Raw genomic sequence first — 15,968 nt, forward strand, 5'->3', positions numbered from 1 at the left:
TCCCAGCCGCCCCGTCAGTCGGCTGGCGTACGCGGTGGGAGCACCGGACCCTCGACCTTCTCCACACCGGCCTGGAGCGACCGCCCGCGCTGCACCTCGGCGTTGACCTCCACGCCGAACAGCACGGCGCAGTTGACCAGGTAGATCCACACCAGGAAGGCGATGACCGCGCCCAGGCTGCCGTACGTCTTGTTGTAGGAGCCGAAGTTGGCCACGTACAGGCCGAAGCCGAACGAGGCCAGGCCGGTCGCCAGCAGCGTGACGAAGCCGCCCACGGTCAGCCAGCGGAACCTCGGCTGCCGCACGTTGGGCGCGATCCAGAACAGCAGTGCGAGCAGCAGCATGGCGATCAGCACGAGCACCGGCCACTTCGCCACCGTCCAGGCCAGCTGGGGTGCCTCGCCCAGGCCCAGCCGTTCGCCGATCGCGGTCGTCACCGGGCCACTGACGATCAGCATGAGCGCGACCAGGGCCAGCAGCACCAACGCCGCCATGGTGAGCAGGATCTGCAGCGGGCGCAGCTTCCAGACCGGCCGGCCCTCCTCGACCCCGTAGATCGCGTTGGACGCCCGGGTGAAGCCGCCGACGTAGCCGGACGCCGACCAGACAGCGGTCAGCAGACCGAAGCTCAGCAGCACCCCGGCCGAGCTCTTCGCGCCGACCACCTCGCGGATCGCCGAGACCACGCCCTCGTTGTCGACCACCGACGCGGCACCCATGTCGCGCAGGAGGCCGACCACGGTGTCGACGGTGCGGTCGCCCTGTGACACCAGGTTGACCAGGGCGACCACCACGATCGCCGAGGGGAACAGGGCGAGCACCGTGTAGTAGGTCAGGCTCGCCGCCCAGTCCGAGCAGTTGTTGTCCATGAAGCCCTTGCCGGCGCGCATCAGCACGCCGCGCCACGTGCGCCAGTTGAGCTGCCGGAGCCGGCGGGGCAGCGCGGCGGGATCGACGTCGAGACCCGCCGTTGTAGCCATGCGTCCGCCTCTCTCGAACTGGGAGCACCGACGTCCGTACCCGGGGTGACTGTTCCACAAACGCTTCGACGCATGGGGCATGCGTGACCGGTGATGTTTAGCGATGTGCCGTTCGGGAAGCTCTGAGGCCTGGTGAGGCAGGAATCACGAGGCAAATCGTCGGGAACGCCGGACTTACGCGGGTACGCCGGTTCGGCGCGGGAGGATGAACGCATGCGCATCGCGATGATCTCCGAGCACGCGGACCCGTCCGACGGGGCGGCGAGCGGCGGACGCGGTGCCTTCGTGGGCGACCTGTCCGCCGCGCTCGCCGCGTCTGGGCACGAGGTCCGCGTCTACACCCGCCGGGTCTCGCCGGACGAGGCCGACGCGACCATGGACGGCGTCTCGGTGATCCGCGTGCCCGCCGGTCCCGCCCGGCCGCTGGACGACGCCGAGCTGCTTCCGTACACGAAGGACTTCTCCCGTTTCCTCGTCGACCGCTGGCGCGGCGACGGCTGGACCCCGGCGGTGGCCCACGCCCACTTCTGGACCAGCGGGCTGGCCGCGATCACCGCCGGCCGGCAGACCGGGGTCCCGATCGTGGAGTCCTACCACGAGCTGGCCACTGCGGCCCGGCGCGGAGACCCGTTCACGGGACCCCCGCAACGGATCGGCTACGAGCGGGTGCTCGGCCGCGCGGTCGACCGGGTCGTCGCGCAGAGCCAGGACGAGCTGCGCGAGCTGGTCCGGATGGGCGTACCGCGGTCCCGCCTGGTGCTGATCCCGGGCGGCGTCGACGACGAGCTGTTCCAGCCCGAGGGTCCGGCCCGCGACCGCGGTCCCCGCCGCCGGGTGCTCTCCGTGGGCGCGCTGACCGCCCGCAAGGGCCACCAGGACGTGATCTCCGCCCTCCGCCTGGTCCCCGACGCCGAGTGCGTCGTGGTCGGCGGGCCGCCGGCGGAGTCGCTGGACACCGACCCCGCCGCCCGCGAGCTGCGCGCGCTCGCCGACCGCTACGACGTGGGCGACCGGGTGCGGCTGGTCGGCCGGGTGCCGCGGCTGGAGATGCCGCTCTGGTACCGCTCCGCAGACCTGCTGGTCGCGGCCCCCTGGTACGAGCCGTTCGGCCTGAGCCCGCTGGAGGCGATGGCCTGCGGCGTCCCGGTGGTCGGCACCGCGGTCGGCGGCATCGCCGAGACGGTCGTGGAGGGTCTGACCGGCGACCTGGTCGCACCCCGCGACCCGCGCGCGCTCGGCACGGCCATCCGCCGGCTGCTGGGTGACCCGGTCCGCCACCTGGCTTACGCCACCGCGGCCATCGACCGCGCCCGCCAGGTCTACTCCTGGAAGCGGGTGGCAGCCCAGCTCTCGTCGGTCTACGCCGCCCTGTCCGGCCTGCACACCCGCCCCAGCGGCGCCGTCGCCTAGCTCGGCGGCGCGTCCGTCCACTCGGACGTCAGGTCGAAGGTGGACCCGTCCGCCGCGCTCAGGAAACCGCCGTCCGCCGTCACGACGACGTTGGTGCGGGTGACACGCGCCGTGGTCGGGTCGACGACCAGCCGGGCCGGCGGTTCACCGGCGAAGAAGGAGATCAGCAACCCCTCGTCCGTGTTCTCCACGTTCGGGTACGCGGCGAACGCGCGGAACGCGGCCGCCCGGACGGCCGGCGGCGCCGGCAGTTGCGAGACGAGCGAGACCAGGCTCTGGAGGACCGCACGTTCGCGCTGCTCCGCGGTCAGGACGCCGGCGCTGGTGCGCACGTCGGCCGCCGCGATGATCTCGTCGATCCGCGCGCTCAGCGCCTTTTCCTCGGTCGGCAGCGTCTGGATCGTCTCGAGGGTCACCGCCGCCCCGCCCAGCGAGAACGGGGCCACCGACGCTGCCTCGACAATCTTCACGGGGCCCGGTCTCGTGCCCGGGGTGGCCGGGGCGGAATCCTCGGTCCGGTAGGTGAACCACGTCCGGCCGTCGCGCGCCGTCCAGGTCTCGTACAGCCCACCGTCGGACGACCGGACGTTGACGTGCCAGTACGCGCCGGTGCCTTCCGGCGTCCTCGCCGCGGTCGTCGCGGCGGCGAGGAGGATCTGTTCGGCCGATGTCACCGGTCGCGGGCCGCCGCCGATCGCGATCGCCGCCACGGCGACCGCCGCGCAGACCGCCAACCCTGACACGAGGTAGGCGAGCGGCCGAAGGCGCAGCCGGGCCGAATGTTCCGATGTGGACAGATTGGTCAACAGTGCCTCCCGGAGTTGCTGGTGGCGGTCGCCCGGCAGGTCCCGCTCCGCCGGCCGGGGAAGCAGCCGAGCCAGTTCGTCCCGTACGTCGTTCATCGCGTTTCCTCCGCAGCGAGCCGGACCGCGATCGTGCGGTCAGCAACTACCTGTCCGGAACCGAGCAGCGGTTCCTGAAGCCGTTTGCGCGCCCGCGACAGCCGCGATCGCACCGTGCCCAGCGGCACCCCCAGGGCCTGCGCGGCCTCCGCGTAGTCGAGCCCCGCGAACACGCACAGCGCCAACACCTCCCGCTCGGGCGCGCGCAACGCGCTCAAGGCGGCCCGCAGGGCGGTGATCCGCTCCTGGTCGGCGAGGCGGTCGGTGACCTCCTCGGCGAGGTCGGGGACGGCCCGCGGTGCCGGCAGCCGGGCGAGGGCGACGTCGTAGCGGCGCGCGGCCCGGCGCACGTTCCGCGCCACGTTGGTGGCGATCCCCAGCAGCCAGGGCCGCAACGATCCGTCCCCGTCCCCGTCGACCCGGTCGCGCAGCCGCCACGCCTCCAGGAAGGTCAGCGAGACCACCTCCTCGGCCACCGACCAGGACCCCGTCAGGCGGAAGCCGTGGTTGTAGACCGAACGGGCGTGCTCGTCGAACAGTTCCCGGAACGCGTCCGGGTCTCCCGCACGGACCCGCGCCCGTGTGCTCATCTCCACATTCTCTGACTGTCCGGAAGTGCCGCCCGGGTTCCGTACCGTGGAGAGGTGCCTGACTTCGGCCGTGACCTCAGCTTCGGATCGTTCCTGGTCCCCGACGCCGCTTCGCCGCTGCTCGCCACCGCGCGCGAGATCGAACAGCGCGGCCTGGACTGGATCGGCGTGCAGGACCACCCCTACCAGCGACGGTACGTCGACACGTTCACGCTGATGAGCGCGATAGCGGCCGCCACGACACGGGTCGGCGTCTTCCCCGATGTCGCCAACCTGCCCCTGCGCCCACCGGCGATCATGGCGAAGACGGCGGCCAGCATCGACCTCCTCAGCGGCGGCCGGTTCGAGCTCGGCTTGGGCGCGGGCGCGTTCTGGGATGCGATCGAGGCGTACGGGGGCTCGCGCCGTTCGCCGGGTGAGTCGCTGGACGCCCTGGAGGAGGCGATCGCCGTGATCCGCCTGGTCTGGAGCGGCCAACGCAACCTCCGCTTCGAGGGCCGGCACTACCGTCTGGCCGGCGCGCACTCGGGCCCGGTGCCGGCACACGACATCGGAATCTGGCTGGGCGTGTACGGCCCGCGCGCGCTGTCCCTGGCCGGCCGGCTCGCCGACGGCTGGGTGCCGTCGCTGCGCGAGGAGATCACGCCGCTCGCGACGGCGTCGACGCGGCTGGACGAGGCGGCGGCCGCAGCGGGCCGGAACCCGGCGGACATCCGCCGGTTGCTGAACGTCAACGGCCAGATCACCGACGGGGCACGCGAAGGCTTGCTACGCGGGCCGGTCGACCAGTGGGTGGACGAGCTCACAGACCTGGCCGTGGGCTACGGCTTTGACACGTTCCTGTTCTGGGGCGAGGGCCCGGACCAACTACCCCGCTTCGCGGAAGAGGTGGTCCCAGCGGTCCGCGCCCAGGTCACCACCGAACGCGCCGGCTAGGTTCGCCCGTGCCGAGCGATGCGGGGGATCGACGGGTTGCAGTGGAGCGAGGAGCTGGTACTCCGGCGTCGCCGTCCCGCTCGGGGACCTCGTTCCGGGCGACGGGCCGAGGCGTTGGTAGGTGACCGTACCTGTGGCCGGCGCGACTCCACGGCCGAGGCACTGCCTGTCGACTCTATCGGTGGGTTTTCGCGACGAGCGCGAGTCACCAAGTTGGGCAGGCGAGTTCCTAGGCGTCCATTTTCGTGCCTTCCTGGGGTCGAGCGTCAAGTCGGGCTCGGCTCCGTGGACGGCGCCGACGAAGCGGTCGTGATCTACCCTCTGCTATTTCAGGTGCTCGTGGCATTTTGTCGATCAAATTCCTGGTGCTGCGGAAATGTGGCCAGCCGCCCGCACATGCCGTACCCGCGCGTCGGTGGGGCGGTCAGCACGGTCAGCCGGCCGTCGTGCAGGTGGTGGACGTCGCCCGCGGCAAGGTGGTCGAGTTGGTCGCCCGTCGCGGTCGTGGCGGCCAGCGGGCCGTCACGCCAGCGCTCGCGCCAGCCCGGCAAGCCGTCGCCCACCAGAGCCGCGGCCCGCGCGTAGAACTCCGCGAGCGCTTGCGGTCCGCCGGACCGCAGCCGCAGGAAGCCGTCTACCGCCAGGTCCTTCCGCCGCCGCGCGCCCCCGGCTGGGTCGTCGGCCTGCAGCGTGGCGGACGCGCGATAGCGCGCCCCGTCGGTCAGGTGCTCCGGTGGGAAGGTCAGCACCGCGTCGCCGGCCTCCGGTAGGCCCGCGTTCTGCATCACCACCAGGATCCGCAGGTTGCCGTCGTTGACCAGGCGGTGCACCACACCCGGCGCGAACCAGGCGACCGTTCCCGGGGTCAGGGGTGTCTCGGCGAAGCCGTCGGCGCCCAGCGTCTGCAGCCAGCCGCGGCCCTCCAGGACCACGTAGCCCTCGGTGCAGACCAGGTGGACGTGTGCCGAACCGCCCGGTAGGCCGTCCGGGCCCGGCCAGTCGTAGACGGTCAGGTCGGTGACGGCCGTGCCGCCGGGGAACGTGGTCATGCGGCCAGCCGGGCGCACGTCTTGTGGTCCAGGTCGCCGTCCGCAACCACTACCCGGTAATGCAACACCAGCGTCTCGTCCGGAGCCACCGTGCGCACCGCGGCGAACGCCGCCGGGCACAGCACCGCGTAGACCTCGCTGCGGACGAACCATGGTGTCGGGCCCGTCAGGTCCGCCATCAGCAGCGTCGCCCGCTCGCCGTCGCCGTCGTGGCGGCCGGTGAAGGCCATCCACGGTGCGCGGGCTCCGTTGAGCTCGTCCGTGCCTTCCGCGTCCGGGATTCGGACCGTGCCGCCGCTGAAGCTGCGTGGGCCCCGCCAGAACAGGCCGCTGTACGCCGCCCCTGGACGGCCCTCGGTCGACGGACTGCCGATCGCCACGTCCGAGACGCCGACGTTGCGCAGCGACGTCATCACGTCGAGCTGCCAGGCACCGTCCGAAGGCAGCACGCTGACGTCGAGCGTGCGCTCCTCCGCGAACACCACCCGGCCGTCCGCCGCCAGCCAGGTCAGCTCCTCGGTGACACCCGCCGCGGACAGTCGCGTGAAGCGGTCGTGTCGCTGCGTTCCGTTGTTCGGGAGCTGGGCATAGCCGCCGTACGCACGCAGGTACGTCGGCCCGCCCCAGAAGTTGTCGGTTCCCACGTTGGCCAGCGCCAGCGACAGCCCCTTGTGCCACACGTGGTCGTGCGGGCGGTACAGGCTGACCGGCCGGCCGTCCAGAGTCCAAAGAGGATGGAAGTACGGTCGCGGCGACTCGAGCTGGTCGTCCCACGGCCGGTAGACGTAGCGGAACAGCTCCCGGTCGCACCAGTTTACCCGCAGCGAACGGTCGTGCTCGTGGGTCAACGCCAACCCCGTCCGGCCAGGCTCGGTGATGGTCATGCCACCTCCTGACGCGCGATAAGCCGCCACGGCGGGCCGCCGCCCCGCATCTCGTCGTAGAACGGTGATCCCGGCCCCAGCTCGGAAGGGCCGACCGGGCGGCCGGTGAACGCCGACGCGTAGATCGCCGCCACCAGCTCCATCGTCCGCCGGGCCTCGGCCAGCGTGACCGGCGGTCGTGAGCCGGACGAGAGCGCGTCGAGCACCGCCGCGAACTGGGCCCGGTGTCCGCTCGGCACCCCGCGCTCGCCGCCGTGCCACGCGCCGAGCACCGCCTCCTCGTGGCCCGGCGCCGCGGTCACCCGCCAGGCGTCCTCGCCGTACCCGTAGAGGTGGGTGAGCTCGACGGTGGCCCGCGTGAAGTCGAACCGCAGGTAGCTCTGCTCCCGTGGGGAGAGCACGCTGTTGACCACACTGGCCACGCAGCCGTCGGCGAAGCTCACGTGGGCCAGCGACAGGTCTTCGGTGTCGACGTCGCGGGCCTGCCGGCGGGCCACGGCGCTGACCTGGGTCCAGTCGCCCAGCACCGACAGCAGCAGGTCCATCTGGTGGATGCCGTGTCCCATCGTCGGACCGCCGCCCTCGGTGTCCCAGCTGCCGCGCCACGGCACGTCGAAGTACTCCTGCGGCCGGTACCAGGTGGTCTGGGAGAGGGCGAGCAGCGGGCGGCCGAGCACCCCGGACCGGTAGAGGGACGCCAGCCGGCGCGCGCCGGAGCCGAAGCGGTGTTGGAACACCGTCGCCACGTGCCGTCCACTGTGGTCGGCCGCCGCCGTCAGCTCGGCGAACTGGCGCAGCGTCAGCGTCGGTGGCTTCTCGACCAGGACGTGCGCACCGTACGCCAGCGCGGTGCGGGCCGCGTCGAGGTGCGCGCCCGGCGGCGTGCATACGTGCACCAGGTCGGGTCGCGTCGCCCGCAACACCCGGGCCAGGTCCGTGCCGGCGTGCGGGATGCCGTGCGCCTGGCAGAACGAGCGGGCCCGCACCCCGTCGACGTCGACGCCGGCGACCAGTTCGACCCGGTCGCCGAGGCCCCGCAGGGCCTCGGCGTGGATGCCGGCGATGCTGCCGGTGCCAACCAGCGCGACCCGCACGCTCATCGGATGCCGGACTTCTGGAGCTGGTGGCAGCTCATCGGGATCTCCTTGTCAGCGAGCCGTATCCCGGGGAGGCCGGAACGGTTCGAGAAGGTTTCCGATAAATATCGAAACTCTTCCGGAATATTTCCCACACGCTAACGAGTGACAGCGGCGTACGTCAATGGAGTGCAGTGGCGTGGTCGCCGGTCAGCGGGACTCGGTGCGGCGCAGGCCGCCGAACCACTGCGCGGCGGCGATCTCCTGGGCCACGGCCTGGTCTCGGGCGGGATCGCCGCTGGCCACATGGCTGGCGATGGCCTGGTTTCCACCGTGGACGATGATCTGTCCGGCGGTGGGACGGTCCAGGTCGGCCGCCGCGTGGCCGGCCCGCTGCTCGGCGAGCAGCCACGCCTGCGCGAGGTCGACGAACTTGTCGAGCTGCGCCGTCCAGTGCTCGCGCACCGCCCGGTCGTAGCCGGAGACCTCGGTGATCGCACCGAGAACGTGTGCGCGTTCCCGGTAATACCGGATCACCTCGACGAAGGTGTCGGCCAGCCCGGCCAGCCCGCGCGGGTCACCCGGGTGCCAGCGGTCCACAATCTCGTACGCGCCCTGCCCGAGAGTGGTCGCCATCCCGATCAGGAGCGCGTTCTTCTCGCCGAAGTAGAGGTAGAGCGTGGAGCGGGCGACGGCGGCCTCGTTCGCGATCTGCTGCGTCGTCAGGTCGGTGAAGCGGTGACCCTGCCGCAGCAGCCGGTCGACGGCGGCGACGACCGCGGCCTCGACGGTCCTGCGGCGCTCCTGCACCTGGTCATGGTAAGTCGGCGCGTGGGTAGTGTTGCCGTCGGACGCTGCGTCCGAATGCCTCATTAAGCGTTAAACGGGAGGAACCTAATGAGCGCGACACTGCTTCTGGTCCACGGCGGCCACCACGGCGCCTGGGTCTGGGAAAAGCTCCAGAAGGAGCTCGCCGAGCTGGGCTGGGCGACCGAGACCGTCGACCTGCCCAGCGCGGTCCAGGACACCTCGACACCCGAGCCACTGCCCGGCGTGTACGACGACGCGCGGGTGATCCGCGCCGCGATCGACGCCATCGACGGCCCGGTGGTGGTGGTCGCCCACTCGTACGCCGGTGTCCCGGTCACCGAGGCGACCGCCGGCGCCGCCAACGTGCGGCACCTCGTCTACGTCGCCGCCTACGTGCCCGACATCGGCGAGAGCATGTTCGGCGCGCACGGCGTCCCGACCCCGGCGACGCTGGCCGGACTGCGCCCGGCCGCGAACCCCGACCTGAACCTGCCGGGCGCGTTCTACGACGGCGACCTCGACAACCCCGACACCGCCGCGGCGATCGCCCGGCTCGTGCCACAGACGGTCCGGGGCGACTTCGAGACCGTGACGCGCGCCGGCTGGCACACCATCCCCAGCACGTACGTGGTCCCGGAGAACGACATCTCGCTCACCGCGACCGTCGCCGAGGTGATGGCCGCCCGCACCGGCGCGGTGCACCGCGTCCCGGGCCACCACGCGCCGTTCTACTCGAACCCGAAGGAGTTCGCGGCGCTGCTGACCCGGATCGCCGGTGAAGGCTAGGCCTGCGGGATCTTCCGCAGCTCGCGCAGGGTGTACTTGGCCACGGCCTCGACCATCTTGATGCCGGCCGTCTGGGTCTCGTGGTGACCGGAGAGCACCGCCACGAGCCAGTCGCGGCCGGGCTCGACGAGCCGGCCGATCGTGTTGACCTGCCAGAGGCCGTTGTCGGCCGAGATGTTGTCCCACCCGTTCTTGACGTACGTCGCCGTCGTATCCGGTCCGGCGGCGGCCGGGACACCCCAGTCCTGGTCCTCTTCCACCTGGCTCATCAGGTCGAAGAGGTACGCGCGGCCGGCCTCGTCCAGCGGACCGGCCTCGTCGGTGAGGGTGGTGAGCAGCCGGACCTGGTCGGCGGCGGTGGTCATCGCCATCCCCCAGTGCACGCTGGGGGTGGTCTCCTTCATGCCGAAGGTCTTGTTGGCCGCCGTCAGCCCCGACTTGCCGCCGATCTTGGTGAACAGCGAGGTCGCGGCGTCGTTGTCGCTCGCCGTGATCATCTTCTCGGCCTTGTAGCGGTCGCTGTCGGTGATCTTCTTGCCCTGCTGCTTCGCCCGCAGCAACAGCGCCGCCAGGATGTCTACCTTGACGATGCTGGCCGACTGGAACCGGGTCTTGCCGACGGTCAGCGCGACGTCCGACGTGCGGTCCCGCACCGCGACCGTGATGTGGCCGTTGCCGTTGTCCGCCACGTAGGACGCCACCTTCGCGGTGGTCAGGGCCACGTAGTCGGGGGTCGGACTGGGCGTGGGCGACGGCGATCCGCTGGCCAGGCGCGCCGGGTCGGCCGCCTTGGCGTTCATGCGCCACACCGCGCCGGCCCCGGCCGCGCCGCCGCCCGTGACGGCCAGCACTCCGAGGGCGAGAACCGCGCGGCGGGACGCCCGGCTGTTCGACGCGCTCATCGGGGAACCCGCTTGCAGACCATCGGGTCGCTGTCCGAGACGAGGAAATGCGTGGCCTTGGCGAAGCCGCCGTCCCGCAGCGGCCCGAAGACGCTGAAGTAGATGCGGCTGTTCTCCGGCATCAGGTCCGGCGAGATGACCAGGGCTACCTCCCTGGGCGACCCGTCCTCAAAGTTGATCTGCTCGGTCCGCATGACCTGCTCGGCCTTCGGCAGTTCGGTCCTCGTGGGGAAGCAGACACCGCGCGTCTGGACGACGGCGGGCACACCGGCGTCCGCCAGCGCCCTCTGCAGCGCGACGGGATCCAGGATCTGCTTGTAGTGCAGGGTCAGCTTCACGGTCTTGTCCTGCTGCTGCACCAGGGTGAACGCCTCCGGCGCCAGGGTCGTCTTGGCGGTGGGCGACGGCTCGGACCGGTCGGTCGACGCCGGCAGCGTCAGCGCGAACGCCACCAGGGCCGCCGCGCCGCCACCGGCGGCCAGCTTCACCAGGGCGCTCCTGCGCCGCCGCGCCCGGCCGCGGCGCTCGATGGCCTCGATCGGACGATCCATCCGTACGCCGGACAGGGTCTGTTTGACCGCGTCCAGCACGTCGTCGTCGTTCATGACGGAACCCCCTGACTGGCAACAGGAACGAACTGCGCCCGCAGGGTCGCGGTCGCACGGGACAGGTGGACCGCCACGGTCTTGGCGGAGATGCCCAGAACGGCGGCCACGGCGTTGGTGTCGAGGTCAAGGAAGATGCGCAACACGACCACCTCCCGTTGCCGCTGCGGCAGCCGGCGCACCGCGGCCAGCAGCCCGTCGTGCATGCCGGCCGAGTCGTCGGCGGCCTCCGCCTGGTCGTGACCCTCGAGGGCCACCTCCCGCCGGCGCCGCCGCCACCACGACACGTGGATGTTGAGGGCGGTGCGCACCACCCACGCCGCCGGCGCCGGATGCCGACTCACCTTGTGCCACGAGGCCCAGGCCCGTGCGAACGCCTCAGCGACCAGGTCCTCGGCCAGCGCACGGTTGCGCGTGCTGAACAGCACGGCACGCAGGCAGTTGTCCCTGGAACGCTGGTAGAAGTCCGCGAACTCCTCCCGGTCCCGATCCACACCCGCTTTACGCACCCCGTGCCCCGTTCCATTTACCGCAGACCGGAGAAATCTTCGCAGCCGCGGGTTCGAGGCCGACGGCAGGGCAGCTGACCAGGCGGGATGCCGGGTAGATGTTGCCTATGTCACGCATCACCGATGCCCCGGCCGGTACCCTCGGCCCGTGTCCTCGCGGCAAGGCCCCACTCTGCGTGAGCTGTGTGTCCAGGCGCTGTCATCGGTGGAGCACGGCTACGACCTGCTCGCGCCGAAGTTCGACCACACGCCGTTCCGCACGCCCGACAGCATCCTGCGGGCGACGACCGACGCCCTGGCCGAGCTAGGGCCGTTCGAGCGCGGGCTGGACGTGTGCTGCGGCACCGGTGCGGGCCTGGGCGTGCTCCGGGCGTTGTGCCGAAGGTCCACGGGTGTCGACTTCAGCACCGGCATGCTGGCGCAGGCGCGCGCCGCCTACCCGGACGCCACGTGGGTACGGGCGGACGCCCGGGCCATGCCGTTCGCCGAGGGCTTCGACCTCGCCGTCACCTTCGGCGCGATGGGCCATTTCCTGCCTGCCGAACGGCCGGCCCTCTTCGACGGCGTCTACCGTGCGCTGCGACCCGGCGGGCTGTTCGCCTTCCCCGTCGGTGCCATGCCGCCGCCGACCTCGGTCGCGTACTGGGGCACGCTCGGGTTCGACCTGGCCATGCGGGTCCGCAACGCCGTGTGGCGCCCGCCGTTCGTCATGTACTACCGCACCAACCAACGGCCCGCGGTCCTCGCCGACCTGACCATGGCCGGCTTCAGTGCGAGCACCGTCGCGTTGCCGGACGGCGGCATCACGTACCAGCTCGTCCTCGCGCGCAAGCCGGTCACACCTTCGCGATCATCTTGATCTCGACCAGCTGACCCGAGTCGGTGGCGGCGCGGCATGCGGCTTAAGTCCGATTCGGAGCGACTACGCTGGCGGCGATCCAGCGACCGGTCTCGGGGGAGCCTGCATGCGCTTCGGACGCACCATCGTGGCCGTGGTCGGTCTGGCCGCGCTCGTAGCGACACCGGCCTCCGCGGTGCTGGCCCCGCCCGACGCCCCCGGGCCGCCGACCGTCACCAGCGCTGACATCCGGTTCGCCCGGCCGCCGCTGGCGCTGCGTTACGGCACCGCGCGGGAGGCCGGCCTGACGCCCCGATACGTGGACCGGATCCACGACACCATCGCCGCGTACCTGGAGCCCTCCCCTACGCACCCGATGTATCCCGGTGCGGTGGCGCTCGCCGGGCGCGGTGGCGTCATCGTCGCGCACGACGCCGTCGGGTTCGCGCTGCGCTACGCCGACGCGAAGCCCACCGAGCTACCCCGCGACCGGTGGATCCCGATGCGGCGGGACACCATCTTCGACGTCGCCTCGATGACCAAGCTGTTCACCGCGATCGCGGCCGTGCAACTGGTCGAGTCGGGCCGGCTGTCGCTGGACGCGCGGGTGGTCCGCTACCTGCCGGCGTTCGCCGCGCACGGCAAGTCCGACATCACCATCCGCAACCTGCTGACCCACACGTCGGGACTGCCGGCCGACCCGGACGCGTCGCTGTGCGCCTACGACACCGACGCGGAACGCTGGGCCGCCGTCCTGGGCATCAAGCCCGCCAACCCGCCGAACACCGTCTTCCTGTACGCGGACACGAACATGATGGTGCTCGGCAAGGTGATCGAGACGATCACGCGGCAGCGCCTCGACCGGGTCGTCGCGGAGCGGATCACCGGGCCGCTGCGGATGCGGGAGACCATGTTCAACCCGCCGGCCCGGCTCAGGTCGCGGATCGCCGCCGAGGAGTACCAGCCCGGCCGCGGCATCGTGTGGGGCAGCGTGCACGACGAGAACGCGTACTGCCTCGGCGGTGTCTCCGGGCACGCCGGCGTCTTCGCCACCGCGCGCGACCTCGCGACGCTGGCCCAGGCGCTGCTCAACGGCGGCCGCTACGGCGACGCACGGATCCTGTCGGAGCGCTCGACCCGGTCCTTGTTCACCGACTACAACGGCGCCTTCCCCACCCACGCGCACGGCCTGGGCTTCGAGCTCGACCAGCGGCGCTACATGGGCGCCCTCAGCTCGCCGGTGACCGCGGGCCACACCGGGTTCACCGGCACCTCGATCGTGATCGACCCGCTGGCGCACTCGTTCGCCATCCTGCTGACCAACCGCGTGCACCCGACCCGGGAATGGGGCAACAACAACCCGTCCCGCGCCGCGGTCGGCACCGACCTCGCGCTGGCCCTGCCCGTGCGCCCGACCCAGGGCACCACCGCGTGGTTCACCGGCACCGCCGACGACACGACGGCCACGCTGACGATCCCGGCGCGGGTGCCGCGCGAGGGTGCCCGGGCCTCGTTCGACCTCTGGTACGACACGGCGCCGCCGGACGCGGGTGCCCTCGAGGCGTCCAAGGACGGCGGGCGGACGTGGCGGCTCGTGCCGTCGCTGCTGCGCGCGCCGGGCTATCGCTGGTCGACCGACGGGACGTCCGCCGGGTTCCAGGGCCGCCGTTGGCTGACGGCCGTCGCCCCGCTGCCAGCCGGGACGACCCACCTGCGCTGGCGCTCGACCACGGCGGCGGCACCGCACGGCCGCGGGATCTACGTCGACGCGGTCCGGGTGGTCGCACCCTCGGGCACGATCTTCGACGACCGCCGCCCGGCCGACGCGGCCCGCTTCCGCGCCACCGGCTGGACACCTAGCCGCGACTGAGTAACGTCGCGCGGATGACCGTGAGCGTGCGACCCGCCGACGAGGCGAGCTGGGACGACCTCCAGTTGGTGTTCGGCACCCGCGGCGATCCCGCCAACTGCCAGTGCCAGTGGTTCAAGGCCCGGGACGTCTGGGCGATCCCCAAGCCCGAGCGCGTGGACCGGCTGCGGTCCCAGACCCATGGCAGCGGGACGACCAGCGGCCTGCTGGCCTACCTCGACGGCGAACCGGCGGGCTGGTGCGCGGTCGAGCCGCGGACGGCGTACGAGCGGCTGTTGCGGGCGAGGGTGCCGTGGGCCGGCCGGAAGGACGAGGACAAGGCCGACCCGGACGTGTGGGCGGTGACCTGTTTCGTCACCCGGGCCGGCTACCGGCGCCGCGGGGTCAGCGCGGCGCTGGCCCGCGCGGCCGTCGACCATGCCCGTAGCCACGGCGCGCGGGCCGTCGAGGGCTACCCGATCCGGCTGGAGCCGGGTCAGACCGGCGGCGGGGAGCTCTTCGTCGGCACGCACAGCGTGTTCGCGGCCGCGGGTTTCACGGAGGTCAGCCGGCCGACTCCGCGACGGGTCGTGATGCGGCTCGACCTCTAGGCGAGGTGCGGGTCGCGGCGCCGTAGAAGACGATCAGCAGGATCGACAGGACGACCAGGCACGGGCCCAGCGCGCCCGCGCCGTACTCGCTCATCAGGATGCCGATGCCGGCCGGGATGAGGGAGCCGCCGAGGCCCGCGCCGCCGATCTGCATGCCGATCGCGCGGTCCGCGTGTGCCTGGCCGACCCGGTCGGCCGTGGTCAGGGTGAGCAGCGGGAAGACCGGCGCGGCGGCGAAGCCGATCACGGCGAGGCCGAGCACCGTCACGGCGGCGTGCAGCGGGAGCGCCACCAGCAGCGAGCCGGCCGCCATCCCGAACAGGCTGCCCACCAGGATCTTCGTAGGGTCGAACCGCTCCGAGGCCACACCCTGCACGACCCGGCCGACGAACAGCATGCCCCAGTACAGCGACACGCACAGGCCGGCGACCGCGGCGCTGACCCCGCGCGACTCGGTGAGCAGCAGGAACGCCCACAGGCCCGCGCCGGCCTCGACCGCGACGTAGACCGCGAAGGCCAGCACGCCGAGCCAGACGGCGGGCAGGGCCAGCGTCTCGCGGGTGCGTACCTTCGTGGCCGGCTTGACCGCCACCGCGGTGGCGACGGCGTCACCGGGCGAGACCGCCGCCACCTCGGCGACGGGCTCGCGCGCGACCTCACCGTGCCGGACCCAGCGACGGACCGTCAGGAAGAACGCCAGCGCCAGGCAGGCCTGCGCCGACGCGACGATGCCGTACCCCCAGCGCCACCCCAGCCCGCCGCTGATCACCGCCGTCATGATCAGCGGGCCGATCGCGACGCCGAGACCAAAGAACGCGTGCAGCCAGTTCATGTGCTTGGCACCGAACGCCGCCGCCGCGTACGCGTTGAGTCCCGAGTCGATCGCACCACCGCCGAAACCGGCGAGCAGGGCGAACGGCACCATCACCGCGTACGCCGGGGAGAAGGCGTAGCCGGCCAGCGCGGCGCTGGCGGCCGCGGTGCTGAACGCCAGCAGCCAGCCGACGCCGACGCGGGCGATGGTGAACCCGGCCGCCACGCTGGAGATGAAGTAGCCGGTGGTGGACGCGATCAGCAGCAGGCCGACCGCCTCGGTGGCGACCTTGAAGTCGCCCGCGATCGACGGCCAGGCCACACCGAGCAGGCCGTCGGGCAGGCCGAGGCTGATGAACGCGAAGTACGACAGGATCAGCAGCGAGAGGCGGATCGGTCGCACGGAGGGGGATGCCAC

Annotated in this window: 17 protein-coding genes; 6 read left to right on the forward strand and 11 right to left on the reverse strand. The window is 72.1% G+C overall.

Translation table 11 applies throughout. The features are described 5' to 3' along the window. Nucleotides 1–14 precede the first annotated feature (14 nt). Nucleotides 15–980, reverse strand: coding sequence for a YihY/virulence factor BrkB family protein (locus CHC05_RS36880; RefSeq protein WP_089255284.1), 966 nt, complete (start codon nt 978–980; stop codon nt 15–17). A gap of 213 nt (nt 981–1,193) precedes the next feature. Here CHC05_RS36880 and CHC05_RS36885 point away from each other — a divergent pair, with 213 nt between their 5' ends. Continuing rightward, complete coding sequence (locus CHC05_RS36885) at nt 1,194–2,390, forward strand: glycosyltransferase (RefSeq protein ID WP_089255285.1); 1,197 nt, start codon at nt 1,194–1,196, stop codon at nt 2,388–2,390. Here the strand turns inward: CHC05_RS36885 and CHC05_RS36890 are convergent. Together CHC05_RS36890 and CHC05_RS36895 are read right to left on the reverse strand one after the other, a co-directional pair. Continuing rightward, nucleotides 2,387–3,292 carry a hypothetical protein gene (locus CHC05_RS36890; RefSeq protein WP_089255286.1) on the reverse strand — a complete coding sequence of 302 codons (906 nt, stop codon included), beginning with the start codon at nt 3,290–3,292 and terminating at the stop codon, nt 2,387–2,389. The genes CHC05_RS36885 and CHC05_RS36890 overlap by 4 nt on opposite strands. Next, nucleotides 3,289–3,882, reverse strand: a complete 594-nt coding sequence (locus tag CHC05_RS36895) for an RNA polymerase sigma factor (protein WP_089255287.1) — start codon at nt 3,880–3,882, stop codon at nt 3,289–3,291. Before CHC05_RS36895 ends, CHC05_RS36890 begins: the two co-directional genes overlap by 4 nt. Before the next feature lie 54 nt (nt 3,883–3,936). On the opposite strand from CHC05_RS36895, the gene CHC05_RS36900 reads away from it, so the two are divergent. Next, nucleotides 3,937–4,818, forward strand: a complete 882-nt coding sequence (locus tag CHC05_RS36900; protein ID WP_089255288.1) for an LLM class flavin-dependent oxidoreductase — start codon at nt 3,937–3,939, stop codon at nt 4,816–4,818. A 329-nt stretch (nt 4,819–5,147) separates the two neighbouring features. On the opposite strand, the gene CHC05_RS36905 is transcribed toward CHC05_RS36900, so the two are convergent. The 4 genes from CHC05_RS36905 to CHC05_RS36920 all read right to left on the reverse strand — a co-directional run bounded on the left by CHC05_RS36905 (nt 5,148) and on the right by CHC05_RS36920 (nt 8,637). Beyond that, nucleotides 5,148–5,867, reverse strand: a complete 720-nt coding sequence (locus tag CHC05_RS36905; RefSeq protein WP_089255336.1) for a cupin domain-containing protein — start codon at nt 5,865–5,867, stop codon at nt 5,148–5,150. Continuing rightward, on the reverse strand, nt 5,864–6,751 hold the full coding sequence (locus tag CHC05_RS36910) for a DUF6807 domain-containing protein (RefSeq protein ID WP_089255289.1): 888 nt from the start codon (nt 6,749–6,751) through the stop codon (nt 5,864–5,866). Before CHC05_RS36910 ends, CHC05_RS36905 begins: the two co-directional genes overlap by 4 nt. Next, entirely contained in the window at nt 6,748–7,851 is a 1,104-nt protein-coding gene (locus CHC05_RS36915) for a Gfo/Idh/MocA family protein (RefSeq protein WP_089255290.1), read from the reverse strand. Before CHC05_RS36915 ends, CHC05_RS36910 begins: the two co-directional genes overlap by 4 nt. 186 nt (nt 7,852–8,037) lie before the next feature. Then, nucleotides 8,038–8,637: a TetR/AcrR family transcriptional regulator gene (locus CHC05_RS36920; RefSeq protein WP_179266544.1), complete on the reverse strand. Its 600-nt coding sequence runs from the start codon at nt 8,635–8,637 to the stop codon at nt 8,038–8,040. An 87-nt stretch (nt 8,638–8,724) separates the two neighbouring features. On the opposite strand from CHC05_RS36920, the gene CHC05_RS36925 reads away from it, so the two are divergent. Beyond that, nucleotides 8,725–9,423 (forward strand): alpha/beta fold hydrolase, encoded by a 699-nt coding sequence (locus CHC05_RS36925; RefSeq protein WP_089255292.1) that lies wholly within the window; start codon nt 8,725–8,727, stop codon nt 9,421–9,423. Here the strand turns inward: CHC05_RS36925 and CHC05_RS36930 are convergent. Genes CHC05_RS36930 through CHC05_RS36940 form a run of 3 tightly spaced genes read right to left on the reverse strand, consistent with a single transcriptional unit; the run spans nt 9,420 to nt 11,424 of the window. Continuing rightward, nucleotides 9,420–10,325, reverse strand: a complete 906-nt coding sequence (locus tag CHC05_RS36930) for a serine hydrolase (protein ID WP_089255293.1) — start codon at nt 10,323–10,325, stop codon at nt 9,420–9,422. The two genes, CHC05_RS36925 and CHC05_RS36930, sit on opposite strands and share 4 nt — an antisense overlap. After that, complete coding sequence (locus tag CHC05_RS36935; protein ID WP_089255294.1) at nt 10,322–10,930, reverse strand: hypothetical protein; 609 nt, start codon at nt 10,928–10,930, stop codon at nt 10,322–10,324. Before CHC05_RS36935 ends, CHC05_RS36930 begins: the two co-directional genes overlap by 4 nt. Next, nucleotides 10,927–11,424 (reverse strand): SigE family RNA polymerase sigma factor, encoded by a 498-nt coding sequence (locus CHC05_RS36940; protein ID WP_245871406.1) that lies wholly within the window; start codon nt 11,422–11,424, stop codon nt 10,927–10,929. Before CHC05_RS36940 ends, CHC05_RS36935 begins: the two co-directional genes overlap by 4 nt. A gap of 163 nt (nt 11,425–11,587) precedes the next feature. Here CHC05_RS36940 and CHC05_RS36945 point away from each other — a divergent pair, with 163 nt between their 5' ends. The 3 genes from CHC05_RS36945 (at nt 11,588) to CHC05_RS36955 (ending at nt 14,737) form a co-directional block, all read left to right on the forward strand. Next, nucleotides 11,588–12,298 carry a class I SAM-dependent DNA methyltransferase gene (locus tag CHC05_RS36945; RefSeq protein WP_089255296.1) on the forward strand — a complete coding sequence of 237 codons (711 nt, stop codon included), beginning with the start codon at nt 11,588–11,590 and terminating at the stop codon, nt 12,296–12,298. A gap of 106 nt (nt 12,299–12,404) precedes the next feature. Continuing rightward, nucleotides 12,405–14,147: a serine hydrolase domain-containing protein gene (locus CHC05_RS36950; RefSeq protein ID WP_245871408.1), complete on the forward strand. Its 1,743-nt coding sequence runs from the start codon at nt 12,405–12,407 to the stop codon at nt 14,145–14,147. 14 nt (nt 14,148–14,161) lie between these two features. Next, nucleotides 14,162–14,737 carry a GNAT family N-acetyltransferase gene (locus tag CHC05_RS36955; protein ID WP_089255297.1) on the forward strand — a complete coding sequence of 192 codons (576 nt, stop codon included), beginning with the start codon at nt 14,162–14,164 and terminating at the stop codon, nt 14,735–14,737. Here the strand turns inward: CHC05_RS36955 and CHC05_RS36960 are convergent. Beyond that, on the reverse strand, nt 14,691–15,968 hold the full coding sequence (locus CHC05_RS36960) for an MFS transporter (RefSeq protein WP_179266545.1): 1,278 nt from the start codon (nt 15,966–15,968) through the stop codon (nt 14,691–14,693). The genes CHC05_RS36955 and CHC05_RS36960 overlap by 47 nt on opposite strands.

Source organism: Asanoa hainanensis, assembly GCF_900188485.1.
GTDB lineage: Bacteria > Actinomycetota > Actinomycetes > Mycobacteriales > Micromonosporaceae > Asanoa > Asanoa hainanensis.